Source organism: Mycoplana sp. BE70, assembly GCF_031455855.1.
Taxonomy (GTDB): Bacteria; Pseudomonadota; Alphaproteobacteria; order Rhizobiales; family Rhizobiaceae; genus Mycoplana.
The window spans coordinates 1-18,912 of record NZ_JAVDTM010000011.1; the positions used below are offsets into that span (position 1 = coordinate 1).

Here is an 18,912-nt window from a genome sequence, read left to right on the forward strand (position 1 = left end):
GCAGATCGCCACTGAGCGCAGTGACACGTCCAACGCAGCATAGAACATCGTCATCTCCCTTAATCTCGGTTGCACCGGGACTGTACTGGGAGCTTGCCCCTTGTGGGACCGCCCGATTACGCATGCTTTGGGCCACTAGCAGACGTCACACATCGTCCGCTTTGGGCCAATCCCAGACCTTGAGGGCAAAAAATCTCATGTCCGCTTTCCGTGTTGGGTGTCCTAGCAGCGGACGGTCGGCCATCCGCCCCATATCCGTCGCCGCAGTGCCCGGTAAGATCTCCTATCTACGCGAAGTTCCGTCGTATATATAAAGTCGAGTGACGCTCAACCACTTCTAATGTTAACCCGATTAGACGCGGTCTACATGAGGATCGCCGGCGGCAGTGCCTTTACGGACCTCACTGCCGTTGCCCCCTCGGAGCTTGGCCTAAGACCGGCGCCCACATTCTAATCGACATGTCGAACGATGTGGCAGGAGTGCCAGGTCACGCACCACTCCCCTGCGTCGCTGGATGACTGGCCAGCAAATTCATAAGTTCCATAACCTAGCCGATGATTCAAGCAGATACTTCGAAAAACATGGGCACTATTTATCGATCGTCCTGCTTCGCATTGGCGCGGTACTTTTCGGGCTTGTTGGCCTCCAAATAAGGCTTTCATTCGATCATCGAGCCATCGGCTTTCAATTTATAGCGACCACCCAACCGGTATCTCGACGATGGATAGATAAAGAGGCTGAAACTGGTCACAGTCGCTCCGTTCCACGTGCGGCGCTTTAGGCGCAAGCATGGAGACATCGCATCGATCTGCATCAGCGTCTGGATCCTGATGTCGGGCAGAATGGCATCTAGAATTTGCTCGGCTTCGGTCATTGGGCTCCGGGCATTGAGGTACTCGTAGGTCGTCGTCCTCTCGAAATCCTGCTGCAGAAATTCCGGCGCGATGCTGGGTCGAATAAATCGCTCTTCACACTGGACGGCCACGTCTTCGCTGAAGTGGATGACCACGGAGTGGTATACTTCCGCACCCAATTTTACGCCAAGCTCTCGGACAAGTTCCTTGCCGGCTGCAAGTGCTTCAAGGGTGATTACCCTGCTGGAGTGCCGGTGGCCCTGCTCAGAAATTTCCTGGGAGATGTTGCGAATGGCGAGCAATGCCGCTTGCGGTTTGGGATCAGCCACGAAGGTGCCGGTGCGCGGCGTACGGATAAGGACTTGCTCAGCTTGTAACTCGCGGAGCGCCCGGTGGATCGTCAACCGGGACACCCCAAGGATTTCCACCAACTCCTGTTCCGAGGGTATGCGGTCTCCAATAGACCACTGTCCTTCCAGAATCTGTTGCAACACGAAAGCCTTGACCCTTTTGTACAAGGGGCCGCTGCCTCTCATCATCTTCGAAGTCGCCAGCGTCATACCTGTCCAACCGTCCGTCGGGCATTCTCACCCCGAATCCAACTGCATCCATATTGCAGCTGGCCGACAAATGCCAACGACGGCTGATCGCGAAGTGCCGCGGCTACGCTATGTCTTCGAACAGGAGCCTGTTGGTGTTCAAGACTGACATCTGGACGATGTCGTCTTCTGCGACGCCGCGCTTTTGAAACTCACCGAAAAACTCGCGCAAAGCGTCACCGACGTTGGGGGAAAAAGTCTGACCTACATCGGAAGACAGGATGACGCCCTGGGGTCCGACAGCTTCGATTACCTCGATGTATTGTTCATATGTCAGGTGATCCATAGCGAGATTGACGAATGCCAGTTCGCTATATGCTCCGTACTCCTGCCACAGTCGCGACATCGTTTCGGGATCAAGCTTGGTAGATTGGAACAGGGGATGTGTAAGGATGATCCGCTTGACGCCGGACTCCCGCGCCATCTTGACAACGGTTAGCGTTTCATCGCGATCGAGATGGCCGGTTGCAAGAATGAGGTCATTGTCAGCGATAGTTTGCAGAGCGCGCTGCAGCGCCGCCGTCTTGTCGGCGTTGTCGGTATCAACGGTGTAGCCGGTGCCCTCGGCATAAAATCTAGTATGCTTGCGTTCGATACCCCATTTTTCCGAAACGTCGTGACGGTTGTAGCAGCGCAGGTGCGCTTCGCAACACAGCGTAGGCATCCAGACAACGAAACGATCTGAATCCGGATTGGCTGCGGTCACGTCACTCTTCCATCCGGAAATGGCAGCGCGCACGCCGTGATCGTCAACGCCTCCAGAGCCGAAATTCAGCGCTACCGACCCAACGAGTGCAACTTTGTCGTCGGGTCGACGAACCTGACTGACTTGTCCGGTCGTTGGCTGGAAGTGGTTTTTCATTACGACGCCAAAACCTTCGCGGCGCGCCTCTGCGGCCAGCGTTTCGGCGTTGTATTTGCGGCGGAGGAATTCAGGACCGATGTGGACATGCATATCGATGACCCGCTTGTCGCCGACGTGGGGTAACGCATTCATATGTCTTCTCCTTTGGTACTGCGCAAATCATTTATATATACAAATGGATTGCGGCGACAAGCAGGAACTGCTAAATAATCACGCGAATGAAGCCTAGACTGCTGCTTTCATTGCGTAAAAGAATCAAGCCATGCCGACGCAATCGACAAATTGCGCGCATGAATGTGCAATTTGTAAATGCTAAAAATGGGAGAGGGATATGACTGATTTACATGTGGCTAGCCGGACCGCTGGACGGTCGGTGGAGGCGGGGGAGGTCGATGGATACGCAAGGAAGGCTCTGGTTGCGTCGAACCTAGGCTATGCGATGGACGGCTTCGATCTGATGATCCTGAGCTTCATGATGCCCGCAGTGGTTGTAGGCCTCAATCTCACCAGCTCGGAGGCAGGCTCTCTCGTTACATGGACGCTGATTGGCGCAGTTCTCGGCGGTCTCATCGCTGGCGTGCTCAGTGACCGATTCGGTCGAATTCGCGTTCTGTCATGGACAATCATGCTTTTTGCCGGGTTCACCGGTCTATGCGCTCTCGCCCAGGGTTACTGGGACCTTTTACTTTACCGGGTGGTCGCAGGTGTCGGCCTGGGCGGTGAGTTCGGCATCGGTATGGCGCTGGTCGCCGAAGCGTGGCCCGCGCATAAACGCGCTCGCGCATCATCTTATGTCGCACTTGGCTGGCAGGCGGGTGTTCTCTCCGCAGCTCTCCTGACGCCGCTATTATTGCCAATCATAGGTTGGCGTGGGATGTTTCTTGTCGGGTTGCTGCCGGCGGTTCTCGCCTTCGGTTTGCGCAGCGTTCTTCACGAACCAGAAATCTTCGTGGCCGCCTCGAAAAAGACGCGCGGTGAGCAGATGAACCCGTATAAATACCTTGTCGCGGATCGAGGCGCGATCACCTCGACAATCGGCATTGGCATCATGACGTCCGCGCAGAATTTCGGCTATTACGGCATGATGATCTGGCTGCCGTCCTATTTGTCAACGCAGCTTGGCTTCTCACTGACCAAATCGGCGCTCTGGACGTCTGCCACGGTGCTGGGCGGTGCTGTGGGAATGTGGTTGTTCGGACAACTGGCAGATCGCATTGGTCGCAAGCCATTGTTTATAGCCTATCAGATCGGGGCGTTGGTGATGGCGTTCATCTATCCGCAGATCACGGATCCTGCCCTCCTGCTCTTTGCGGGCGCGGTGACCGGCATCTTCTTGAGTGGCATGATAGGCGGCTATGGCGCATTGATTTCGGAAAGCTATCCGACGCAGGCGCGAGCGACAGCGCAAAATGTGCTGTTCAATGTGGGCCGAGGCATTGGCGGCTTTGGGCCTTTGGTTATCGGGTGGCTCGCCGCCCAATACTCCCTTCAGGCGGCTTTGTCGCTTCTCGTCGTCGTCTGGTCCGTCGACATCATCGCGACCGCTTTCTTGATCAAGGAACGCAAGGGCCAGGCGTTAGTCTGACTTGCGACGCGAGGCCAAACAAAAGCTTCCAAAAGGCTGGTCGTTTGAGACGGCCAGCTTCTCCTGCTGAGCAATCGAGCAAACGTGCACCCATGCCATGATCGGTGTTTCGTTCAATGTCGGGAATTTTCGTGGTGAGGAACAGCGCAATCCCTTCGGACTCGTCTGTTTCCGGCGGCGACCGTCACAATGGCTGACCAGACGGCAAATCGCAGGACCATAGCGACGGCGGTACGGAGCTCGTATGGCCCGCCGCGCCAGACATGCCAGAGAAAGGCAGCGAAGGCTAACGCCGTTGCGACCGCAACACCGATGGACAGGGCGAACGCCCATCCCGCACCTCGCCAAAGTGCAAACCCGGTCAGCACATAGACGAACCCGGCCACGCAGTTGAACCATAGGACGAAAGGAACCACCGCGCCCATGTTGGCGTCACCAAAAAGCGCGCGACCACCCGAGAGTACGGTCACCAAACCAAATATCACCGCCACACCGGCGGAGATGGAATGAGAAAGCGGCCTTGTGGTCATGGTGTCCTCCGGGTCAGGCGTCGGCCAACCGGCCGTCGCGCAGATGGATCAGGCGGTCAAAACGATCGAAGATCTTCTCGTCATGGGTGACGGTTACGATGCAGGCCTCCTGCTCGGCGGCAAGCTTGCGCAACAGATCCATCACCAGCCCGGCCCGTTTGCTGTCGAGCGCGGCGGTGGGTTCGTCAGCGAGGATGATGCGGGGGCGATTGGCTAGCGCCCGCGCGATGGCCACTCGCTGCGCCTCGCCGCCGGACAAAAGCGCGGGTTTGGCCGCAGCGCGGCGGTCGACTTCGAGATAGTCAAGCAGATCGCGCGCCCGCGCCCGCGCCTTTTCCGTCGACCAGCTGGCAAGATCGAGAACCACCGCGACGTTCTCCTCTGCCGTGAGGAAAGGCAGCAGGTTATGAGTCTGGAAGATGAAGCCGATCTTGTCGAGCCTGAGCCGCCGCAAGTCGTGCCGCAGCCATTCGCCATCAAATACTGTCTCGCCGTCCAGAGCCACCCGGCCAGCCGATGCCGCAAGGATGCAGCCGATGACGTTAAGCAGCGTCGTCTTGCCCGAACCCGATGGGCCGAGAAGCGCGATCACTTCGCCGGCCCGCACCTGAAGGCCCACGTCGCGCAGCGCATCGACACGGGTCTCGCCTTTGCCGAAATGCTTGGCTACGCCATGCACGTCGATCAGGATTTCGTTGGGCGCCATGTCAACCTCCCAGCGCGGTGGGCGGATCCACCTTCATCGCGGCACGAACACCAAGACCAGAGGCGACGATGCAGACGGCGAAGATGATCCCGGCCAGCACCATGACGTTGAACGGCTCGAGCACCACCCGGCGGGGGAAGTAGTCCTTCACTACTAAGACGAGTGTCAGCCCGATTCCCCAACCCGTAGCGCCAAGGATCAGCGCTTGCTGCACGATGAGTCCGATGATCGTACGGTCGGGCGCACCGATCAACTTCAGCGTCGCAATCTGCTTCAGCTTCTCCATCGTCATCGTGTAGATGATCAAGGCGATGACCACTGCCGAGACGCTGAGCAGGATGCCGAGGAACAGGCCGATCTGCCGTCGCGCCAGATCTACCACCGAGGCGAGAAGGATTTCCTCCTGTTCTGCTTGGGTCAGTGCCGCCAGATGTTTCCAATTGCCGCACGGTCGCGGTTAGCAATTCGACATCCGCCCCCTGTTCCATCCGCGCGATCACCGCCGCGACCGAAGCGGACTTGGACAGAAACCGTGCCCCGCGCCGCCTGAACGCGCTGCGCTGCGCGATTAAGCTCGGTCTGAAGCGCCATCGCATCGGCCAGCGTGATTAGACCGCCGGATCGCCACCCGAATTCATCGCCCCTTCGACCAGCCCGCCACAGTGAAGTGGTTGCGCCCCAGACGGATCGTGTCACCGGGCAGAAGGCCGGTCCTTCTGTCGGCCACCAGTTCGAAGTGGCTGGTGCCGATGGCCCGCCCCTCGGCGATGCGCTGCGGGCCGCCGGGATGGCGCGGCTCATACCCGATGACGTAAAGCCGCAGGGAGGCGCCGGCATGCGCGGCCTCGACATTCTGGAAATTGATCGCCCCGGTCTCGGCTACGCCGGGCATCCGCGCCACCGCATCACGGATCGTAAGCGGGATGTTCGACGCTTCGGCGAAAGGCCCCCTGGTGTCGCTCTCAACCACCCATACATCCACCGCCGGGGCCCTCACCACGGCAAGTGCATCGGCGACAAGGCCATTGTAGATGCCGATCATCGACAGGACGACCGTCATAAGCAGCCCCAACCCAAAACAGGTGAGGACAAAACGGCACAATCCGTGGTGGATATCTTTGAGCGCAAGGTTCATGGCGTGTTCCTGACTCGCGCCCGCCGTCCCTCGGATACGCCCTGTGGCGGTTGGGCGACGATGGCCGCACCCTCCGGCAGGCCGCCCGTGACCTCGACCGGTGATGGGCCAGAAGCACCTCCTCCTGTTGCAAAGCGGCGGCCGCATCGACGCCCTGAGCGCGGACCACCGCCATTCGCGGCTCGGGCGCGAGCGACACGCGCTTCCTGCTCGGCCGGATTCAGGACCGCCAATTCCTGCCCCCGGATCACGCTATCCCCGCATCGGCGGCCAGCACGGTCAGGGCGGCCCCAACCTCGAATCCAACCCGGCTGAGGATCCGCGCCTCGACCGAACCAAGACCATAGATGCGCAGCGCCACCTCGTGTTCGGACTGCACCACGCTTACTGGAAGCGGTCGTTCCGTCAGAAACAGCGCCACTGCCCCGAGTGCCAGAACCGCCACCACACCGTAAAGCCACAGACGCCGCATGGCCTAATCTCCCTTCACGGCCAGAAGCCGCAGTTGCACTTCAAAGAGCCGCATCCCTTCCTCAATCAGCGGAAAGTCGCGCGCGCCAAGCGACCAGCGGATCGCCATCCCCTGTACCAGTGACGTCAGCAGCACCGCGGCATCACCCGGAACCAGATCATGACGCAGGGACCCGACCTCCTGCCCATGCGCAAGCTCGGTCACGATCAGCGCGTGAAACCTCATGAGTAGGCCGTGGAAGGCTGCGCGGAGATCCCTATTTTCGACATTCAGTTCGCGTGAAAATAGAAGCATGGGCAGCGCCGGTGTGGCCGCTATCTGCCCCAATTGTGCACCTACCAGCGCCCTAAGTCTCCCAACGGGGTCATCGGTGTGGGCCAGAGCTCGTTCCCAGGCAGTCGTCAGTTCCTCGGTCACATGGTCCGCCACGGCGCGCCACATCGCGGCCTTGGTTGGGAAATGCCGAAACAAAGCAGCCTGGCTCACGCCCACCGCCGATGCCGCCGCGCCGGTTGTGACCCGGTCCGGCCCAATCCGATCGGCCAGAGCCAGAACGGTGGTGACGATTTCTGCCTTGCGCAATTCTGCCGATTTTCGCATGAGTAACCTAAGTGAGTGAGTAGTCACTATCTATAATTGGTAGGAGGAATTGCGGTCAAGAGAAGCGGCCGTGGCTTTCGGCCGCTTCTCGTTCCGTGACCGCTTCCGTCGTTCGGACCGCCGGTTTAGCTTGGGCAGGCGTTCGCCCGGCGCCGCCAAACTTTGCCTGGGGCATCCTCGGTCCACCGCCGAGGTTCATGGCCGGGCTGGAAGCGGAAGGAGTGATCCGACCAGAAACTTCGCGATCCGTGCCTAAAGACCGCTGGGAACATAGTCCCCCTGCCTTCGTTAAGTCCCGTCCTGCAAAATTTCCGTGTCCGCGTCGGCGGCGACAGGAGGAGCTATGACGGAAAGGCCCCGGCCTGAACCAAGGATCGGCTTCGATAGTGGTCCCGCCGGCGGGTGGGGGTCGGCAAAATCAGTCAGCGCGATCGTGCTCCGCGAGCACATCCCGCTTTCCGGTCCCTCACTGCTGCTCCACCAGAACAGACCCGACGGCTATATGTGCGTAAGCTGCGCCTGGGCGAAGCCCGCCAAGACCCATGCCCTGGAGTTCTGCGAAAGCGGTGCTAAGGCGACGGCCTGGGAGATCACGAACCATCGCACGGATGAGGCCTTCTTTGCCGCGCACACGCTGCGCGAACTGGAAGGCTGGCTGGATCACCGCCTGGAGGAGCAGGGTCGCCTGACTCGGCCACTGCGCTGGCACCCCGCTTCGGACAAGTACGTGCCTGTCACCTGGGAGGCAGCCTTCGAGGAGATCGGTCGGGAACTGCGGCAGCTGGATCCGGCGGCCGTCGAATTCTACACGTCCGGCCGTGCCTCGCTCGAAGCCTCCTACATGTATCAGCTCTTCGCGCGCATTTACGGCAGCAACAACCTGCCCGATTCCTCCAACATGTGCCACGAAAGCTCGTCCGTCGGCTTGCCGGAGAGCATTGGTGCGACGGTCGGCACTGCAATCCTATCTGATTTCGAAAATTGCGACTGCATCTTCTACATGGCCCAGAATGTCGCGACGTCGTCGCCGAGGATGCTTCACGATCTGCAGGATGCAGTCGATCGGGGCGTGAAGATCATTTCCTTCAATCTGCTGCGGGAGCCCGGGCTCGAGCGGTTTGTAAACCCGCAGGCGCCAAGCCAGATGCTGACAGGCAAGGAGACGCCGATCTCGAGCGCGTACTACCAGGTGAGAAATGGCGGAGACGTCGCCGCGCTGTTCGGCGTCTGCAAGGCCTTGATCGAGGCGGACGACGCGAAGAATGCAGGGCACTCAAGCGAGGTTTCTGGTTCCGACGCAAAGCCGAAGGACGAAAGTGCCGCGGCCGTCGCTTTCGCCGCCTCCATCGCCGCGGCCGACAAGAAGCACGTTCTCGACCATGATTTCATTGCCGAGCACACCGCCGGCTTCGAAGAATTCGCCGCTGCCGCCCGCGCCCATTCCTGGGACGAGCTGGAGCGGATTTCGGGTCTGACGCGCGACCAGATGATGCAGGCGGCCCACACCTATGCGGCATCCGATGCGGTCCTGCTGATCTACGGCATGGGTCTCACCCAGCACGTCATGGGCGTCCAGAACGTCCAGATGGTGGCCAACTTGGCCTTGCTGCGCGGCAACATCGGCAAGCCAGGCGCCAATATCTGCGCCGTCCGGGGCCACTCGAACGTGCAGGGCCAGCGAACGGTCGGCATCACCGAGAAGGCGGCCCTCGTGCCGCTCGACAAGTTGGCCGAGCTATACCGATTCGAACCGCCCCGCTGGGACGGGCATTCGACGGTCGATGCGTGTGAGGCGATCCTGAAGGGCGAAACACGCGGCTTTGTCAGCCTCGGCGGTAATTTCCTGCGGGCGATACCGGATACGACGGCAATGGAGGCTGCCTGGCGAAAGCTTCGCCTGACCGTGCAGATCGCGACAAAGCTCAATCGGAGCCACCTGATTCATGGCGCGGTGGCCTACCTGCTCCCGTGTCTCGGCCGGCTGGAGATCGACCAGCAGGCGTCCGGGCCGCAAGCGGTCTCCATAGAAAGCTCGGTGGCGCATTTCCACGGGTCGCGTGGCCGGGCAACTCCCGCCAGCCCTCATCTTCTCTCCGAACCGGCGATCATCGCCGGACTCGCGAGGGCCACCCTCACCCGTGGTACCGTGCCGTGGGATCATTGGGTGGCCGACTACTCGAGGATCCGTGAGGCCATCGAGCGGACCTACCCGGAAACCTTCAAGGATTTGAACGAGCGGCTGTTCCAGCCGGGCGGCATTCCGCGGCCGGTGCCGGCCCGCGAGCGGAAGTGGGTCACGTCCAACAAGAAGGCCAACTTCATCACGCCGCCACGGCTGTTTCCGGACTTCGGCGAAGGAGTACTCGCGGACGACGTGATCAACCTCGCGACGCTGCGGTCGAACGACCAGTTCAACACGACGATCTATGGCTACAACGACCGCTACCGTGGCGTCGACGGAACCCGGCAGGTCGTCTTCGTCAATGAGAACGACATCACGCGGCTCGGTTTTGCTCCGGGCGATCTGGTTGACCTGACAACGGCAATCGATCCGCAGACGGAGCGCACGGTGCGCGGCTTCCGCCTCGTCGGTTACGACATTCCCGAAGGCTGTTGTGCAGCCTACTATCCCGAGACAAACCCGCTGTTTCCGCTCTCTCATCACGACCCTAAGGCGAAGACGCCGTCATACAAGCTCTTGCCTATCCGCTTCAGTCGCTCGCATACTGCACCGATCCAATAGGCATCGCGTTAGAACGGCGGTTGGCCATGGACAGCATTGCGCCGGTGAAGACCTTGACGGTGATTGGTGCGATCTCCCTCATCGCCATAGCCGCTGCGATCGGCTGGGCGAGAGAGCCCCGGCAATATCGCACCGATCCCCCCGCCGCGGCCGCGTTCGACCAGTTGCGGCTGATGCCCGACGGCATCAGCGGCACGCCGCCGGAAGTCTATTTCGCGATGGGAAAGCCCTACGAGAGTACCGGGTTCGATCTCAGCCAGGGCAAGCGGCTATATTCCTGGTTCGGCTGTTCGCAATGTCATGGGGACGGCCGCGGCGGCAAAGGTCCTTCCTTTATCGACGGGTGGTGGCTCTATGGTCCTTCTTTAGTGTCGATAGCAGCCTCGATCCGAAACGGCCGGCCCCACGGAATGCCCGCCTTCAAGGACAAGATGACGAGTGACCAGATCTGGCAGCTCGCCGGATACGTCAAGTCGATCGGCGCCTATTCCGCCAGCGTGGTGGCGCCGAGCCGCAACGACGACAAGACGAACCGGCCGGCGGAAAATCGCGCGCCGGCCGCCATCCTCTTCGACGAAGGGCCGGCTCCGCTCCATCCAGACCAGGGGCCGTCACCTTGAAGGCCGCGCTCGTCATCATTTTCATCGTCTTGCTCGCCGGATGCGGCGGCAACCAGTCCGCGCTCGAGGCGCACGGCCCCTCGGCGGTGGCGCTGAAGGACTTGATCGTTCTTTTCACCCTGCTCTGTTTCGCCATCTGGCTTCTCGTCACCGGCTTTCTCCTCTGGGTGCTGGCACGCCGCAGGGCGGAGCCTCGCCAGGATCAGGCGGCGGAGCAAAGAATGACGGTGGCGGTCAGGGCATCGGTGGCCGCCACCGTGCTCGTTGTCGCCGGCCTGACGGTGGCAAGCTTCCATGCCACTCGGAGCCTGAACAGCGGCGCGGATGACGCCGTGCTCGTCAGCGTCAAGGGACAGCAATGGTGGTGGCAGTTCACCTACAAGGACGCAACTCAAGCGTCGATCTTCCAGGCTGCCAACGAACTTCACATTCCGGTCGGCAAGGACGTCCGCCTGGAACTGGAATCGATCGACGTCATCCATTCGCTGTGGATCCCCAGCCTTGCGGGCAAGCTGGACCTGATCCCGGGTCGCAAGAACGACCTGACGCTGCGGGCCGACCGGCCGGGGACCTATCGCGGCCAGTGCGCCGAGTTTTGCGGTTTGCAGCACGGACACATGGCATTCCTCGTGATTGCGCAGGATGAAGGCGATTACCGGCAATGGGCGGCGGCGCAGGCCGCGCCGGCCACAGAGCCGTCCGACGCCGAAGCCGCCGCCGGCAAGGTGGTGTTCATGAGCAAGCCTTGTGCGGCCTGCCACACTATCCGGGGCACGCCGGCCATCGGCTCGTCAGGCCCGGACCTCACGCATGTCGGCGGTCGGCAGACCATCGGCGCCGGACTGCTGGAAACGACGCGCGGCTCGCTTGCCGCCTGGATCGCCGACCCCCAGACGCTGAAGCCGGGCAACAACATGCCACTCGTGCCACTGACAAGTGAGGAGTTGCGGCAGCTTTCCGCTTACATGGAAGGCTTGCGATGATGGGGGAGCAGGAAACATACGCGGCACTGGACGTGGACCTCCATGATGTCGAACTGGAGGCGAAACTCGACAAGACATGGGGTTCCCGCCCCGGCTTCTGGCGAGCAATCGCCACCGTCGACCACAAGGTCATCGCCCGCCGCTACATTGTTACTGCCTTTGTCTTCCTGATCCTTGGAGGCTTGCTGGCAATGGCGATGCGCCTGCAGCTCTCTCAGCCCGAGGCGCGATTCATCGGCCCTGACCGCTACAACCAGATCTTCACCATGCACGGCTCGAACATGATGTTCCTGTTCGCGGTGCCGGTCATGGAGGCCATGGCGGTCTATCTCGTTCCGCTGATGGTCGGCACCCGCAACATCGCCTTCCCGCGTCTCAACGCCTTCTCCTACTGGACGTTTCTGTTCGGAGGCCTCCTGCTCTGGCTGTCCTTTGCACTCGACACGGCACCGGATGTCGGCTGGTTCGCATACGTTCCGCTGTCCGGCCCTGAGTACGGTCCCGGTAAGCGCGCCGACCTTTGGGCACAGATGATCACTTTCACCGAACTCGCGGCGCTCGCCGTGGCGGTGGAAATCGTCGTCACGGTGTTCAAGCAGAGGGCTCCAGGTATGTCGCTCGATCGCATTCCGGTGCTGGTCTGGGCGATGCTGGTGATGTCCTTCCTCGTCATCGTGGCAATGCCGGCAATCATGGTCGCGAGTTCGACGCTCATCCTCGACCGGCTGGTCGGAACCCAGTTCTACAACCCGGCGCTTGGCGGGGATGCGCTTCTCTGGCAGCATCTGTTCTGGTTCTTCGGGCACCCGGAGGTCTACATCATCTTCCTTCCTGCAGTCGGATTGGTCTCGTCCATCCTGCCGACCTTCGTCGGACGGCCGCTGTTTGGCTATCTGCTCCTGGTGATGGCGTTGATCGCTACAGGCGTGCTCTCCTTCGGGCTGTGGGTCCACCACATGTTCGTGGTCGGGCTTCCGCGCGTCGGCGAAAGCTTCTTCACAGCGTCGAGCATGGCCATCGCAGTGCCGGCAGGCGTGCAGATCTTCTGCTGGCTGGCAACCCTGTGGGCCGGACGGCCGGTCTTCCGCACGCCACTGCTGTTCGTGCTCGGTTTTATCGTGACCTTCGTCATGGGCGGCCTGACCGGCGTCATGGTGGCCTCGGTCCCCCTCGACAGCCAGGTTCATGACACCTATTTCGTGGTCGCCCATTTCCACTATGTCCTGGTTGGCGGCGCCGTGTTCCCGCTGATCGGGGCGGTGTACTACTGGTTCCCCAAGATGACCGGGCGGCTGATGAGCGAACGGCTTGGACGGTGGGCCTTCGGGCTCATCTTCGCAGGCTTTCACCTCACTTTCTTTCCAATGCACATCCTCGGGCTCTGGGGCATGCCGCGGCGCGTCTACACCTACCAGCCGGAGCTGCCCTGGGCCGGCCTCAACCTCTTCGTCAGCCTGAGCTCGGTGGTCCTGGCCGCAGGGTTTCTGGTGTTTTTCATCGACGTGCTGCGCAGTTGGAAAAACGGGCTGCCGGCCGGCCCTAATCCCTGGAAGGCGTCGACGCTCGAATGGGCGACATCGTCGCCGCCGCCTGCCTACAACTTCCGCCGCATTCCTGTTGTCGGCAGCCGCGATCCTCTTTGGTCGGACGCCGACCTACCGGTCGCGGCCGGCATGAGAACCGATCGCCGCGAACTTCTAGTGACCAGCATCGTTGAAGCCTTGCCCCAGGCGAGAGAGTCGTCACCCAGCGATTCCGTCTGGCCGTTCTGGACAGCGATCGCCACCGCGATCATGCTGATCTGGTCGATCTTCTCGCCGTGGGCGGTGGTATGGGGTTCCATCCCGATCGCCGTAGCCCTGATCGGCTGGTTCTGGCCGAAGGGAACACCGGAGGACGAATCGTGAAGGACCGCATTGTACTGGACGTTTCCAAGCTGCCGCTCCACGGCATGGGCATGGTGAGCCCCACATGGTGGGGGACATGCGCGTTCATGCTGATCGAGGGTACTGGCTTCGCGCTGGTCATTGCTGTGTACTTCTACCTGATGGGTCTGGCGCCACATTGGCCGATCGATGCGCCTCCGCCCGATCTCTGGGCGGGAACATGGCTGACAGGCATCCTTCTTGCCAGCGTCGTTCCCAACATCCTTGTCTCTCGCTGGGCCGAGCGGAGGCAGTTGCGCCGTGTGCAGATCGGCCTCGTCGTGATGACGCTCTTCGGCATCGCGCCGCTCGGCTTCCGCGTCTTCGAGTTCCCGGCCCTTCACATCAACTGGGACGACAATGCATACGGGTCGATCGTTTGGACAATGCTCGGTCTGCATACGACCCACATCCTGACCGACGTCGTCGATACGATCGTCCTGATGGCCCTGATGTTCTCGCGCCATGCGGACAATACCCGCCGCTACGGCGATGTTCAGGACAATGTGCTGTATTGGAATTTTGTCGTCATTACCTGGCTGCCGATCTATGCCTGCATCTATTGGGTGCCGCGCCTATGACCTTCGTGCTGACAAGATATGCAGGGCTGTATCTGCCCCCGGCGGCCTGGGCGGTCAACACCCAGCTTGGCCAGATCCTGCCGTATGGTGATTGCAGCGCGGGAGCGCGATGGACCGCCTTTGCGGCTTTCATCGCGGCTATAGTCGCAGTCTCTGGCGTAATCGTTTCGCAGCGGGCGACGGCGGCGACGGTGTCGCGCACGGTGCTGTTTTTGGGTAGGATCGCGTTCCTGCTCGGCCTGTCCTTCGCATTCGCGCTAGTCTTGCAGGGAGCAGCCACCGTGCTGGTCAATCCATGCCTCCATTGATCGCCATCTGCCTCCTGATCTGTCAGGCGACCGCTGCAGCCGCCCACGGCAACGAGAGCCACGACAGCCTATCGTGGACATTTGATCCCTGGATCCTTGCACCGCTTGTCACGATCGCCGTGCTTTACGCGCTGGGCGCAATCCGGCTATCGCGCCGGCGTCATGGTTTCCCGCACTGGATGAGGCGACCGGCCATCCTCTTCTGGACCGGCCTCGCCACGCTTGCGGTCGCGCTCGTCTCGCCCCTGCATGATCTGGGCGAGCACCTGTTCAGCGTCCACATGGTCGAACACGAGCTGATCATGGCGGTAGCAGCGCCGCTTCTGGTGCTGGCAAGGCCGGTCGCCCTTCTGCTGTGGGGCCTGCCCGGTGGGATGCGCCGGCGCGTCGGAAGCGGACTGGCCAGCCGCGGCGTCCGGGTGGCATGGCAGACCTTGATCATCCCTGCCGTCGCGGCGGTTCTGCATGGCCTGGCGATTTGGAGCTGGCACGCGCCGCCATTGTTCGATGCGACGGTGAGCGATGTCCTGCTGCATCGGCTGCAGCACCTGAGTTTTTTCCTGACCGGAATTGTGTTCTGGTGGGCGGTGATCTGGGGCTGCAGCCGAGGCGCCTCCGCCTGGCTCCTGTTCGTAACGATGCTGCATACGAGCATCCTTGGCGCCCTGATCGCGCTGGCGCCCCGCGTGCTCTACCTCGCCCAGACCCAATACGCCGGCGAATGGGGCCTGGCGCCCCTGGAGGACCAGCAGCTTGCCGGGATCATCATGTGGGTCCCGGGCGGGATCGTCTATGCGGGCGCGACGCTGTGGTTCCTCGCCACATGGATCCAAGGCGCAAGCACGGGAGGGGGAAATGCCCAGCATGTCCGCCTGGTATAGGCTGGCAGGCGTGATGCTGATCGGGGTGGCGCCACTGCTTGTCGCCGCCTCCGTCTATTCAGCCAAGGAGCGCTCGAAGCGCCACGCGATGGCGATGGCAATGACGGGCGGCGATCCCGCCCTGGCACCACCCATCTTCCGCCAGTATGGCTGCAGCGGCTGCCACACCATACCGGGCATACCGGAGGCGGACGGCAAGGTCGGAGGCCCCCTGCAGGGGCTTTCGCAGCGGGTCTATATCGGCGGCGTTGCCAACAACTCGGCCGACAATCTCGTCGCCTGGATCGTTTCACCGCAAAGGTTCTCCCCAAACTCTGCGATGCCGGCGACTGGCGTGAGCGCAGCCGAGGCGCGGCATCTGGCCGCCTATCTTTACGCCCATTGATCAGGGGTGCGGCGTCGGCCGCGGTGGCAGCGACTTGATGTACCGGGCGATTGCCTCCCGGTCGCTGCGCGGCAACTGCGCCGTGTTCGTCACCACATCCGCCATTGACGAACCGACCCGCCCATGGTTCGGGGTCTGTCCGGTCTCGAGCAGCCTGACGATGTCGGCCTCCGACCAGTCGCCGATCCGGCTCGGCGTGATGTTGGGAATAAAGCCGGTGCCCTCCGGATCGGGGCCACCGGCAAAACGGGTGGAGGGCTTGATCGCGCCAAGCACGTTGCGCGTTGAATGACATTCAGCACAGTGTCCGAGCGTTTCCACGAGATAGCCGCCGCGGTCACGAACCGGATCGCCATTGAAGACCGCTTCCGACTTCCCCTCCGTAAAGAACAGCAGCTTCCAGAATGCCAGCCCGCGCCGGACGCGAAACAGGAGCGGCAGGTCGTGCGGCGGCGGGCGCCCCGACACGGGCTGCAAGGTCCGCAGATAGGCGTAGACATCGCGCACGTCGGCGAGCGTCATGCCGGTATAGCTGGGATAAGGAAAGACCGGATAATAATGCTGCCGATCGGGGGAGACGCCGGCGATCAGGGCATTGGCCAGATCGGATGCCGACCACAATCCGATGCCGTCGACGGGATCGGGCGAAATATTCGGCACCCTGAACGTGCCGAATGGTGAAGCCAACGCCTGCCCCCCGCCGAGCTTCAGGCGATCAGACTCACCCGGAGTTGCATGACAAGATGCGCAATCGCCGACTGCAAAAACCAGTGCGCCTCGCGCGGCGTCGCCGCCTCCCAGCCGCGGGTCATCTGTCGGAAAGCGCGGCACGGCCTCCGTGACCTTCCACAAGAACAGGACCGCAAGCACGATCGCAAGGATTCCACCCAATAGCCATCGTGCCATGCTCGAACGGAGGCGATCGGGACGGTCGGTGCGATTGACACTCGTAATGGTAGGGGACATGTCCGACCTGCATCTCTCGTTGCCGCTCGGTGGTCGTTTCAGAACAGGCTCTAATGCCGCCCTGTATGCGGTAGATAGGGCATTCGATCGTGTCGGCGAGACCTCCTCACACGACGTAATGGATCGGCGCGTGCTGGTGCACGTCCCATTTGCTGATAACTTCGAAAAGCGCGTGCTCGCGTCCCGCCGCTATCCATCGCCGCCGAATTCGTCAGTCTTCCCGTGGAACCAGTCCTGCCAAGGCGGGTTTGGGGCTTGCCGCAAAAAGCGGCATTATCCCGAAGGAGAACAGCTATGACAAAGTTCATTGCGATTGCTGCGCTTGCGGTCTGTCTCGGCACGGCGGCATTTGCCCAGAGCGGCGGCGGGGGCGGAGGCGGCGCCGGCGGTGCAGGCGGCTCAGGAACCGGCGGTGGTGTAGCCACCGGGGGAACGGGCGCTTCGGGAATGAGCCGCGGCGCCGCCAGCGGATTGGGCGCCGCGGGAGCCGGCAGCGGATTGGGCGCCGCGGGAGCCGGCAGCGGTACAGCCGGCCTGTCCGGTAGCGGGGCGGGCACGACCATGCAGATGTCGAATGGCTGGTCCGGCAATATCGGAAGAGCCTTCTTCAGCAATTCGAACGGCACCACCGCTCGTTCGGCACGTGATATCCGGACGAATTGGAACTCGCTGAGCCGACAGGAGCAGGCCCGGGTCAGGTCCGACTGCAAGAGAGTTGCTTCGGCGGGCACGAGCACCACGACTGGCGCCGATACCAGCGCCGGAGGCGTCAGCAACGAGAGCACGGCAAGCACGACGAACGGCGCCACGGGTAGTCTGACGGGTGCGTCGATGCGGCAGGTCTGCGGCGTCGTCAACGGCATGTAAGTTCGAGCCAAAAAAGGTGAGACTTCTCCTTGTGCCCCCAAGATCGGACCGCTCAGGTAGGGATAGTAGCGGTCCGACCGTGTCGTAAACGCTCGAGAACGAGCGCTCGACGCCACTCGGGTGCGGACAGGAACCGGCCAGGGCATTTCCGGCGTATTGCTGTTCAGGGCAGGCGATCGCACCGGCCGCGCCGGAAGGCGCCTCATTGATGGCGAGGGGCAAACCATTGGGGAATGCGGCCCAAAGGGCTGATCGCGGCTTTCCGCAGCGTCATCCCGACCGGGGGTTGTCGACTTCGGCGGCTAGGCGCATCCGCGCCCTGTTGAGGCGGCTTTTGACGGTGCCGACCGCGCATCTCAACCGTGCGGCTGCCGCCTCATATGTCGCCCCCTCGATCGCCACAACTTCGATGATAGTCCGGCTCGCGGGCGAAAGCCTGGCAAGGGCTTGCTCCAGTTCGAGGCCGCGCAGATGCCATTCCTGCTTCGCCGGCGTTGATCCGGCAAGCGCGCCACAATCCTCGTCGCGGCCGGGCGCTTCGCGCTTGGCCAATTTCGCGCGCGTGCAGAAGGTGTTGCGCATGATGGTGAACATCCAGGATTTCAGGTTCGTTCCCTCCTGGAACTTGTCCAAATTCGCGAGCGTCTTCAGCAGCGTTTCCTGAACAAGGTCGTCCGCATCGGAGGCGCTGATGTGGAAGGTACGCGCAAAGGCGCGAAGCGCCGGCATATAGTCGACGATCTCGGCGCGGATCCGCTCATTTGGCATGGACGACATGACGGTTTCCCTCCGGAACTACGTCCGGAAAAATGCGCCCCGCGCCGGAACGTTCCTTAACTTCCAAGGTCAAAGGGAGATTAATTTGATGGAAAAAAGGGACTAACCGTGGACTAGAAGGCAGCTGGAGAACTGTGGACCGACGATGACTTCGGTGAGCGGGCATTTGTCCTTTGCGGGCGCCGGGCGCGCCTCGCATCTAAGGACAATGATCCTTCTCCGGTCGAACAAATCGAGCCCGGCACCGTTATCTATCGATCAAACGACGGAAACGCGGAAATGCCCCGTTCGGCGAAAAAGCAAACGAGCAGTCTTGACGCGATCGCGCAACAGGAAGAGGCGGACTACTTGCGCCGCACGTCGATGACATTCCTTGAATGCGCCATTCACCTCTGCGTCACTCATATGCCCATGAAGGAAGTCGCCAGCATCCTTGAACGCCATGCCAGCATATTGCGGGAATACGGGTAGTGTAGGGGCGGCGCAGAGCACACGGGCATGGCGCCCTTGCCCCTAGCGCCGCTTCCGG

General features: G+C 61.7%; 22 protein-coding genes. 12 read left to right on the plus strand and 10 right to left on the minus strand.

The genetic code is table 11. The features are described 5' to 3' along the window. Positions 1 to 659: 659 nt before the first annotated feature. Together hutC and J2Y48_RS19440 are read right to left on the minus strand one after the other, a co-directional pair. Entirely contained in the window at positions 660 to 1,415 is a 756-nt protein-coding gene (gene hutC / locus J2Y48_RS19435) for a histidine utilization repressor (protein WP_310421286.1), read from the minus strand. Between the two features lie 103 nt (positions 1,416 to 1,518). Next, a complete protein-coding gene (locus tag J2Y48_RS19440) occupies positions 1,519 to 2,451 on the minus strand; it encodes a DUF6282 family protein (RefSeq protein ID WP_310421288.1) in 933 nt (310 codons plus the stop codon). A 199-nt stretch (positions 2,452 to 2,650) separates the two neighbouring features. On the opposite strand from J2Y48_RS19440, the gene J2Y48_RS19445 reads away from it, so the two are divergent. Then, positions 2,651 to 3,904, plus strand: a complete 1,254-nt coding sequence (locus J2Y48_RS19445; RefSeq protein ID WP_310421290.1) for an MFS transporter — start codon at positions 2,651 to 2,653, stop codon at positions 3,902 to 3,904. A 113-nt stretch (positions 3,905 to 4,017) separates the two neighbouring features. On the opposite strand, the gene J2Y48_RS19450 is transcribed toward J2Y48_RS19445, so the two are convergent. The 6 genes from J2Y48_RS19450 to J2Y48_RS19475 form a co-directional block, all read right to left on the minus strand. After that, positions 4,018 to 4,434, minus strand: a complete 417-nt coding sequence (locus J2Y48_RS19450; protein ID WP_310421292.1) for a hypothetical protein — start codon at positions 4,432 to 4,434, stop codon at positions 4,018 to 4,020. 13 nt (positions 4,435 to 4,447) lie between these two features. Next, the gene (locus tag J2Y48_RS19455) at positions 4,448 to 5,140 is read right to left on the minus strand and encodes an ABC transporter ATP-binding protein (protein ID WP_310421294.1); all 693 of its coding nucleotides are present in this window, start codon (positions 5,138 to 5,140) and stop codon (positions 4,448 to 4,450) included. A gap of 1 nt (position 5,141) precedes the next feature. Then, complete coding sequence (locus J2Y48_RS19460; protein WP_310421296.1) at positions 5,142 to 5,522, minus strand: FtsX-like permease family protein; 381 nt, start codon at positions 5,520 to 5,522, stop codon at positions 5,142 to 5,144. A 252-nt stretch (positions 5,523 to 5,774) separates the two neighbouring features. Beyond that, complete coding sequence (locus J2Y48_RS19465) at positions 5,775 to 6,275, minus strand: ABC transporter permease (protein WP_310421298.1); 501 nt, start codon at positions 6,273 to 6,275, stop codon at positions 5,775 to 5,777. A 247-nt stretch (positions 6,276 to 6,522) separates the two neighbouring features. Beyond that, on the minus strand, positions 6,523 to 6,747 hold the full coding sequence (locus tag J2Y48_RS19470) for a hypothetical protein (RefSeq protein WP_310421300.1): 225 nt from the start codon (positions 6,745 to 6,747) through the stop codon (positions 6,523 to 6,525). A gap of 3 nt (positions 6,748 to 6,750) precedes the next feature. Beyond that, complete coding sequence (locus J2Y48_RS19475; protein WP_310421301.1) at positions 6,751 to 7,347, minus strand: TetR family transcriptional regulator; 597 nt, start codon at positions 7,345 to 7,347, stop codon at positions 6,751 to 6,753. A 343-nt stretch (positions 7,348 to 7,690) separates the two neighbouring features. Here J2Y48_RS19475 and J2Y48_RS19480 point away from each other — a divergent pair, with 343 nt between their 5' ends. The 8 genes from J2Y48_RS19480 to J2Y48_RS19515 are packed head-to-tail and all read left to right on the plus strand — an operon-like array spanning position 7,691 to position 15,773. Beyond that, the gene (locus J2Y48_RS19480) at positions 7,691 to 10,090 is read left to right on the plus strand and encodes an FdhF/YdeP family oxidoreductase (protein ID WP_310421303.1); all 2,400 of its coding nucleotides are present in this window, start codon (positions 7,691 to 7,693) and stop codon (positions 10,088 to 10,090) included. 26 nt (positions 10,091 to 10,116) lie between these two features. Then, entirely contained in the window at positions 10,117 to 10,710 is a 594-nt protein-coding gene (locus J2Y48_RS19485; RefSeq protein WP_310421305.1) for a cytochrome c, read from the plus strand. Continuing rightward, positions 10,707 to 11,693: a cytochrome c oxidase subunit II gene (gene coxB, locus J2Y48_RS19490; RefSeq protein ID WP_310421307.1), complete on the plus strand. Its 987-nt coding sequence runs from the start codon at positions 10,707 to 10,709 to the stop codon at positions 11,691 to 11,693. The genes J2Y48_RS19485 and coxB overlap by 4 nt, the downstream gene beginning before the upstream one ends. Next, on the plus strand, positions 11,690 to 13,600 hold the full coding sequence (ctaD, locus tag J2Y48_RS19495) for a cytochrome c oxidase subunit I (RefSeq protein WP_310421309.1): 1,911 nt from the start codon (positions 11,690 to 11,692) through the stop codon (positions 13,598 to 13,600). Before coxB ends, ctaD begins: the two co-directional genes overlap by 4 nt. Next, entirely contained in the window at positions 13,597 to 14,199 is a 603-nt protein-coding gene (locus J2Y48_RS19500; RefSeq protein ID WP_310421311.1) for a cytochrome c oxidase subunit 3, read from the plus strand. Before ctaD ends, J2Y48_RS19500 begins: the two co-directional genes overlap by 4 nt. Next, the gene (locus tag J2Y48_RS19505) at positions 14,196 to 14,507 is read left to right on the plus strand and encodes a hypothetical protein (RefSeq protein ID WP_310421313.1); all 312 of its coding nucleotides are present in this window, start codon (positions 14,196 to 14,198) and stop codon (positions 14,505 to 14,507) included. Before J2Y48_RS19500 ends, J2Y48_RS19505 begins: the two co-directional genes overlap by 4 nt. After that, positions 14,495 to 15,388, plus strand: a complete 894-nt coding sequence (locus tag J2Y48_RS19510) for a cytochrome c oxidase assembly protein (protein ID WP_310421314.1) — start codon at positions 14,495 to 14,497, stop codon at positions 15,386 to 15,388. Before J2Y48_RS19505 ends, J2Y48_RS19510 begins: the two co-directional genes overlap by 13 nt. Then, on the plus strand, positions 15,372 to 15,773 hold the full coding sequence (locus tag J2Y48_RS19515) for a c-type cytochrome (RefSeq protein ID WP_405030262.1): 402 nt from the start codon (positions 15,372 to 15,374) through the stop codon (positions 15,771 to 15,773). Before J2Y48_RS19510 ends, J2Y48_RS19515 begins: the two co-directional genes overlap by 17 nt. Here the strand turns inward: J2Y48_RS19515 and J2Y48_RS19520 are convergent, their stop codons facing one another. After that, complete coding sequence (locus J2Y48_RS19520; RefSeq protein WP_310421565.1) at positions 15,774 to 16,679, minus strand: cytochrome c; 906 nt, start codon at positions 16,677 to 16,679, stop codon at positions 15,774 to 15,776. 58 nt (positions 16,680 to 16,737) lie between these two features. Here J2Y48_RS19520 and J2Y48_RS19525 point away from each other — a divergent pair, with 58 nt between their 5' ends. After that, entirely contained in the window at positions 16,738 to 17,037 is a 300-nt protein-coding gene (locus J2Y48_RS19525; protein ID WP_310421316.1) for a hypothetical protein, read from the plus strand. Continuing rightward, the gene (locus J2Y48_RS19530; protein WP_310421318.1) at positions 17,034 to 17,606 is read left to right on the plus strand and encodes a hypothetical protein; all 573 of its coding nucleotides are present in this window, start codon (positions 17,034 to 17,036) and stop codon (positions 17,604 to 17,606) included. Before J2Y48_RS19525 ends, J2Y48_RS19530 begins: the two co-directional genes overlap by 4 nt. A 270-nt stretch (positions 17,607 to 17,876) precedes the next feature. Here J2Y48_RS19530 and J2Y48_RS19535 read toward each other — a convergent pair whose 3' ends face one another. Beyond that, on the minus strand, positions 17,877 to 18,383 hold the full coding sequence (locus J2Y48_RS19535) for a sigma-70 family RNA polymerase sigma factor (RefSeq protein WP_310421320.1): 507 nt from the start codon (positions 18,381 to 18,383) through the stop codon (positions 17,877 to 17,879). A 279-nt stretch (positions 18,384 to 18,662) separates the two neighbouring features. Here J2Y48_RS19535 and J2Y48_RS19540 point away from each other — a divergent pair, with 279 nt between their 5' ends. Beyond that, complete coding sequence (locus J2Y48_RS19540) at positions 18,663 to 18,854, plus strand: hypothetical protein (protein WP_310421322.1); 192 nt, start codon at positions 18,663 to 18,665, stop codon at positions 18,852 to 18,854. Positions 18,855 to 18,912: the final 58 nt, after the last annotated feature.

What these genes read in the sequence shown, in the direction of transcription:
- J2Y48_RS19530 (WP_310421318.1), top strand. Translation starts at nt 17,034, where the DNA reads ATGACAAAGTTCATTGCGATTGCTGCGCTTGCGGTCTGTCTCGGCACG.
- J2Y48_RS19510 (WP_310421314.1), top strand. Translation starts at nt 14,495, where the DNA reads ATGCCTCCATTGATCGCCATCTGCCTCCTGATCTGTCAGGCGACCGCT.
- hutC (WP_310421286.1), bottom strand. Translation starts at nt 1,415, where the DNA reads ATGACGCTGGCGACTTCGAAGATGATGAGAGGCAGCGGCCCCTTGTAC.
- J2Y48_RS19515 (WP_405030262.1), top strand. Translation starts at nt 15,372, where the DNA reads ATGTCCGCCTGGTATAGGCTGGCAGGCGTGATGCTGATCGGGGTGGCG.
- J2Y48_RS19505 (WP_310421313.1), top strand. Translation starts at nt 14,196, where the DNA reads ATGACCTTCGTGCTGACAAGATATGCAGGGCTGTATCTGCCCCCGGCG.
- J2Y48_RS19520 (WP_310421565.1), bottom strand. Translation starts at nt 16,679, where the DNA reads ATGGCACGATGGCTATTGGGTGGAATCCTTGCGATCGTGCTTGCGGTC.
- J2Y48_RS19440 (WP_310421288.1), bottom strand. Translation starts at nt 2,451, where the DNA reads ATGAATGCGTTACCCCACGTCGGCGACAAGCGGGTCATCGATATGCAT.
- J2Y48_RS19485 (WP_310421305.1), top strand. Translation starts at nt 10,117, where the DNA reads ATGGACAGCATTGCGCCGGTGAAGACCTTGACGGTGATTGGTGCGATC.
- J2Y48_RS19465 (WP_310421298.1), bottom strand. Translation starts at nt 6,275, where the DNA reads ATGAACCTTGCGCTCAAAGATATCCACCACGGATTGTGCCGTTTTGTC.
- J2Y48_RS19455 (WP_310421294.1), bottom strand. Translation starts at nt 5,140, where the DNA reads ATGGCGCCCAACGAAATCCTGATCGACGTGCATGGCGTAGCCAAGCAT.
- J2Y48_RS19475 (WP_310421301.1), bottom strand. Translation starts at nt 7,347, where the DNA reads ATGCGAAAATCGGCAGAATTGCGCAAGGCAGAAATCGTCACCACCGTT.
- J2Y48_RS19525 (WP_310421316.1), top strand. Translation starts at nt 16,738, where the DNA reads ATGTCCGACCTGCATCTCTCGTTGCCGCTCGGTGGTCGTTTCAGAACA.
- J2Y48_RS19445 (WP_310421290.1), top strand. Translation starts at nt 2,651, where the DNA reads ATGACTGATTTACATGTGGCTAGCCGGACCGCTGGACGGTCGGTGGAG.
- J2Y48_RS19450 (WP_310421292.1), bottom strand. Translation starts at nt 4,434, where the DNA reads ATGACCACAAGGCCGCTTTCTCATTCCATCTCCGCCGGTGTGGCGGTG.
- J2Y48_RS19480 (WP_310421303.1), top strand. Translation starts at nt 7,691, where the DNA reads ATGACGGAAAGGCCCCGGCCTGAACCAAGGATCGGCTTCGATAGTGGT.
- J2Y48_RS19535 (WP_310421320.1), bottom strand. Translation starts at nt 18,383, where the DNA reads ATGTCGTCCATGCCAAATGAGCGGATCCGCGCCGAGATCGTCGACTAT.
- ctaD (WP_310421309.1), top strand. Translation starts at nt 11,690, where the DNA reads ATGATGGGGGAGCAGGAAACATACGCGGCACTGGACGTGGACCTCCAT.
- J2Y48_RS19540 (WP_310421322.1), top strand. Translation starts at nt 18,663, where the DNA reads ATGCCCCGTTCGGCGAAAAAGCAAACGAGCAGTCTTGACGCGATCGCG.
- J2Y48_RS19470 (WP_310421300.1), bottom strand. Translation starts at nt 6,747, where the DNA reads ATGCGGCGTCTGTGGCTTTACGGTGTGGTGGCGGTTCTGGCACTCGGG.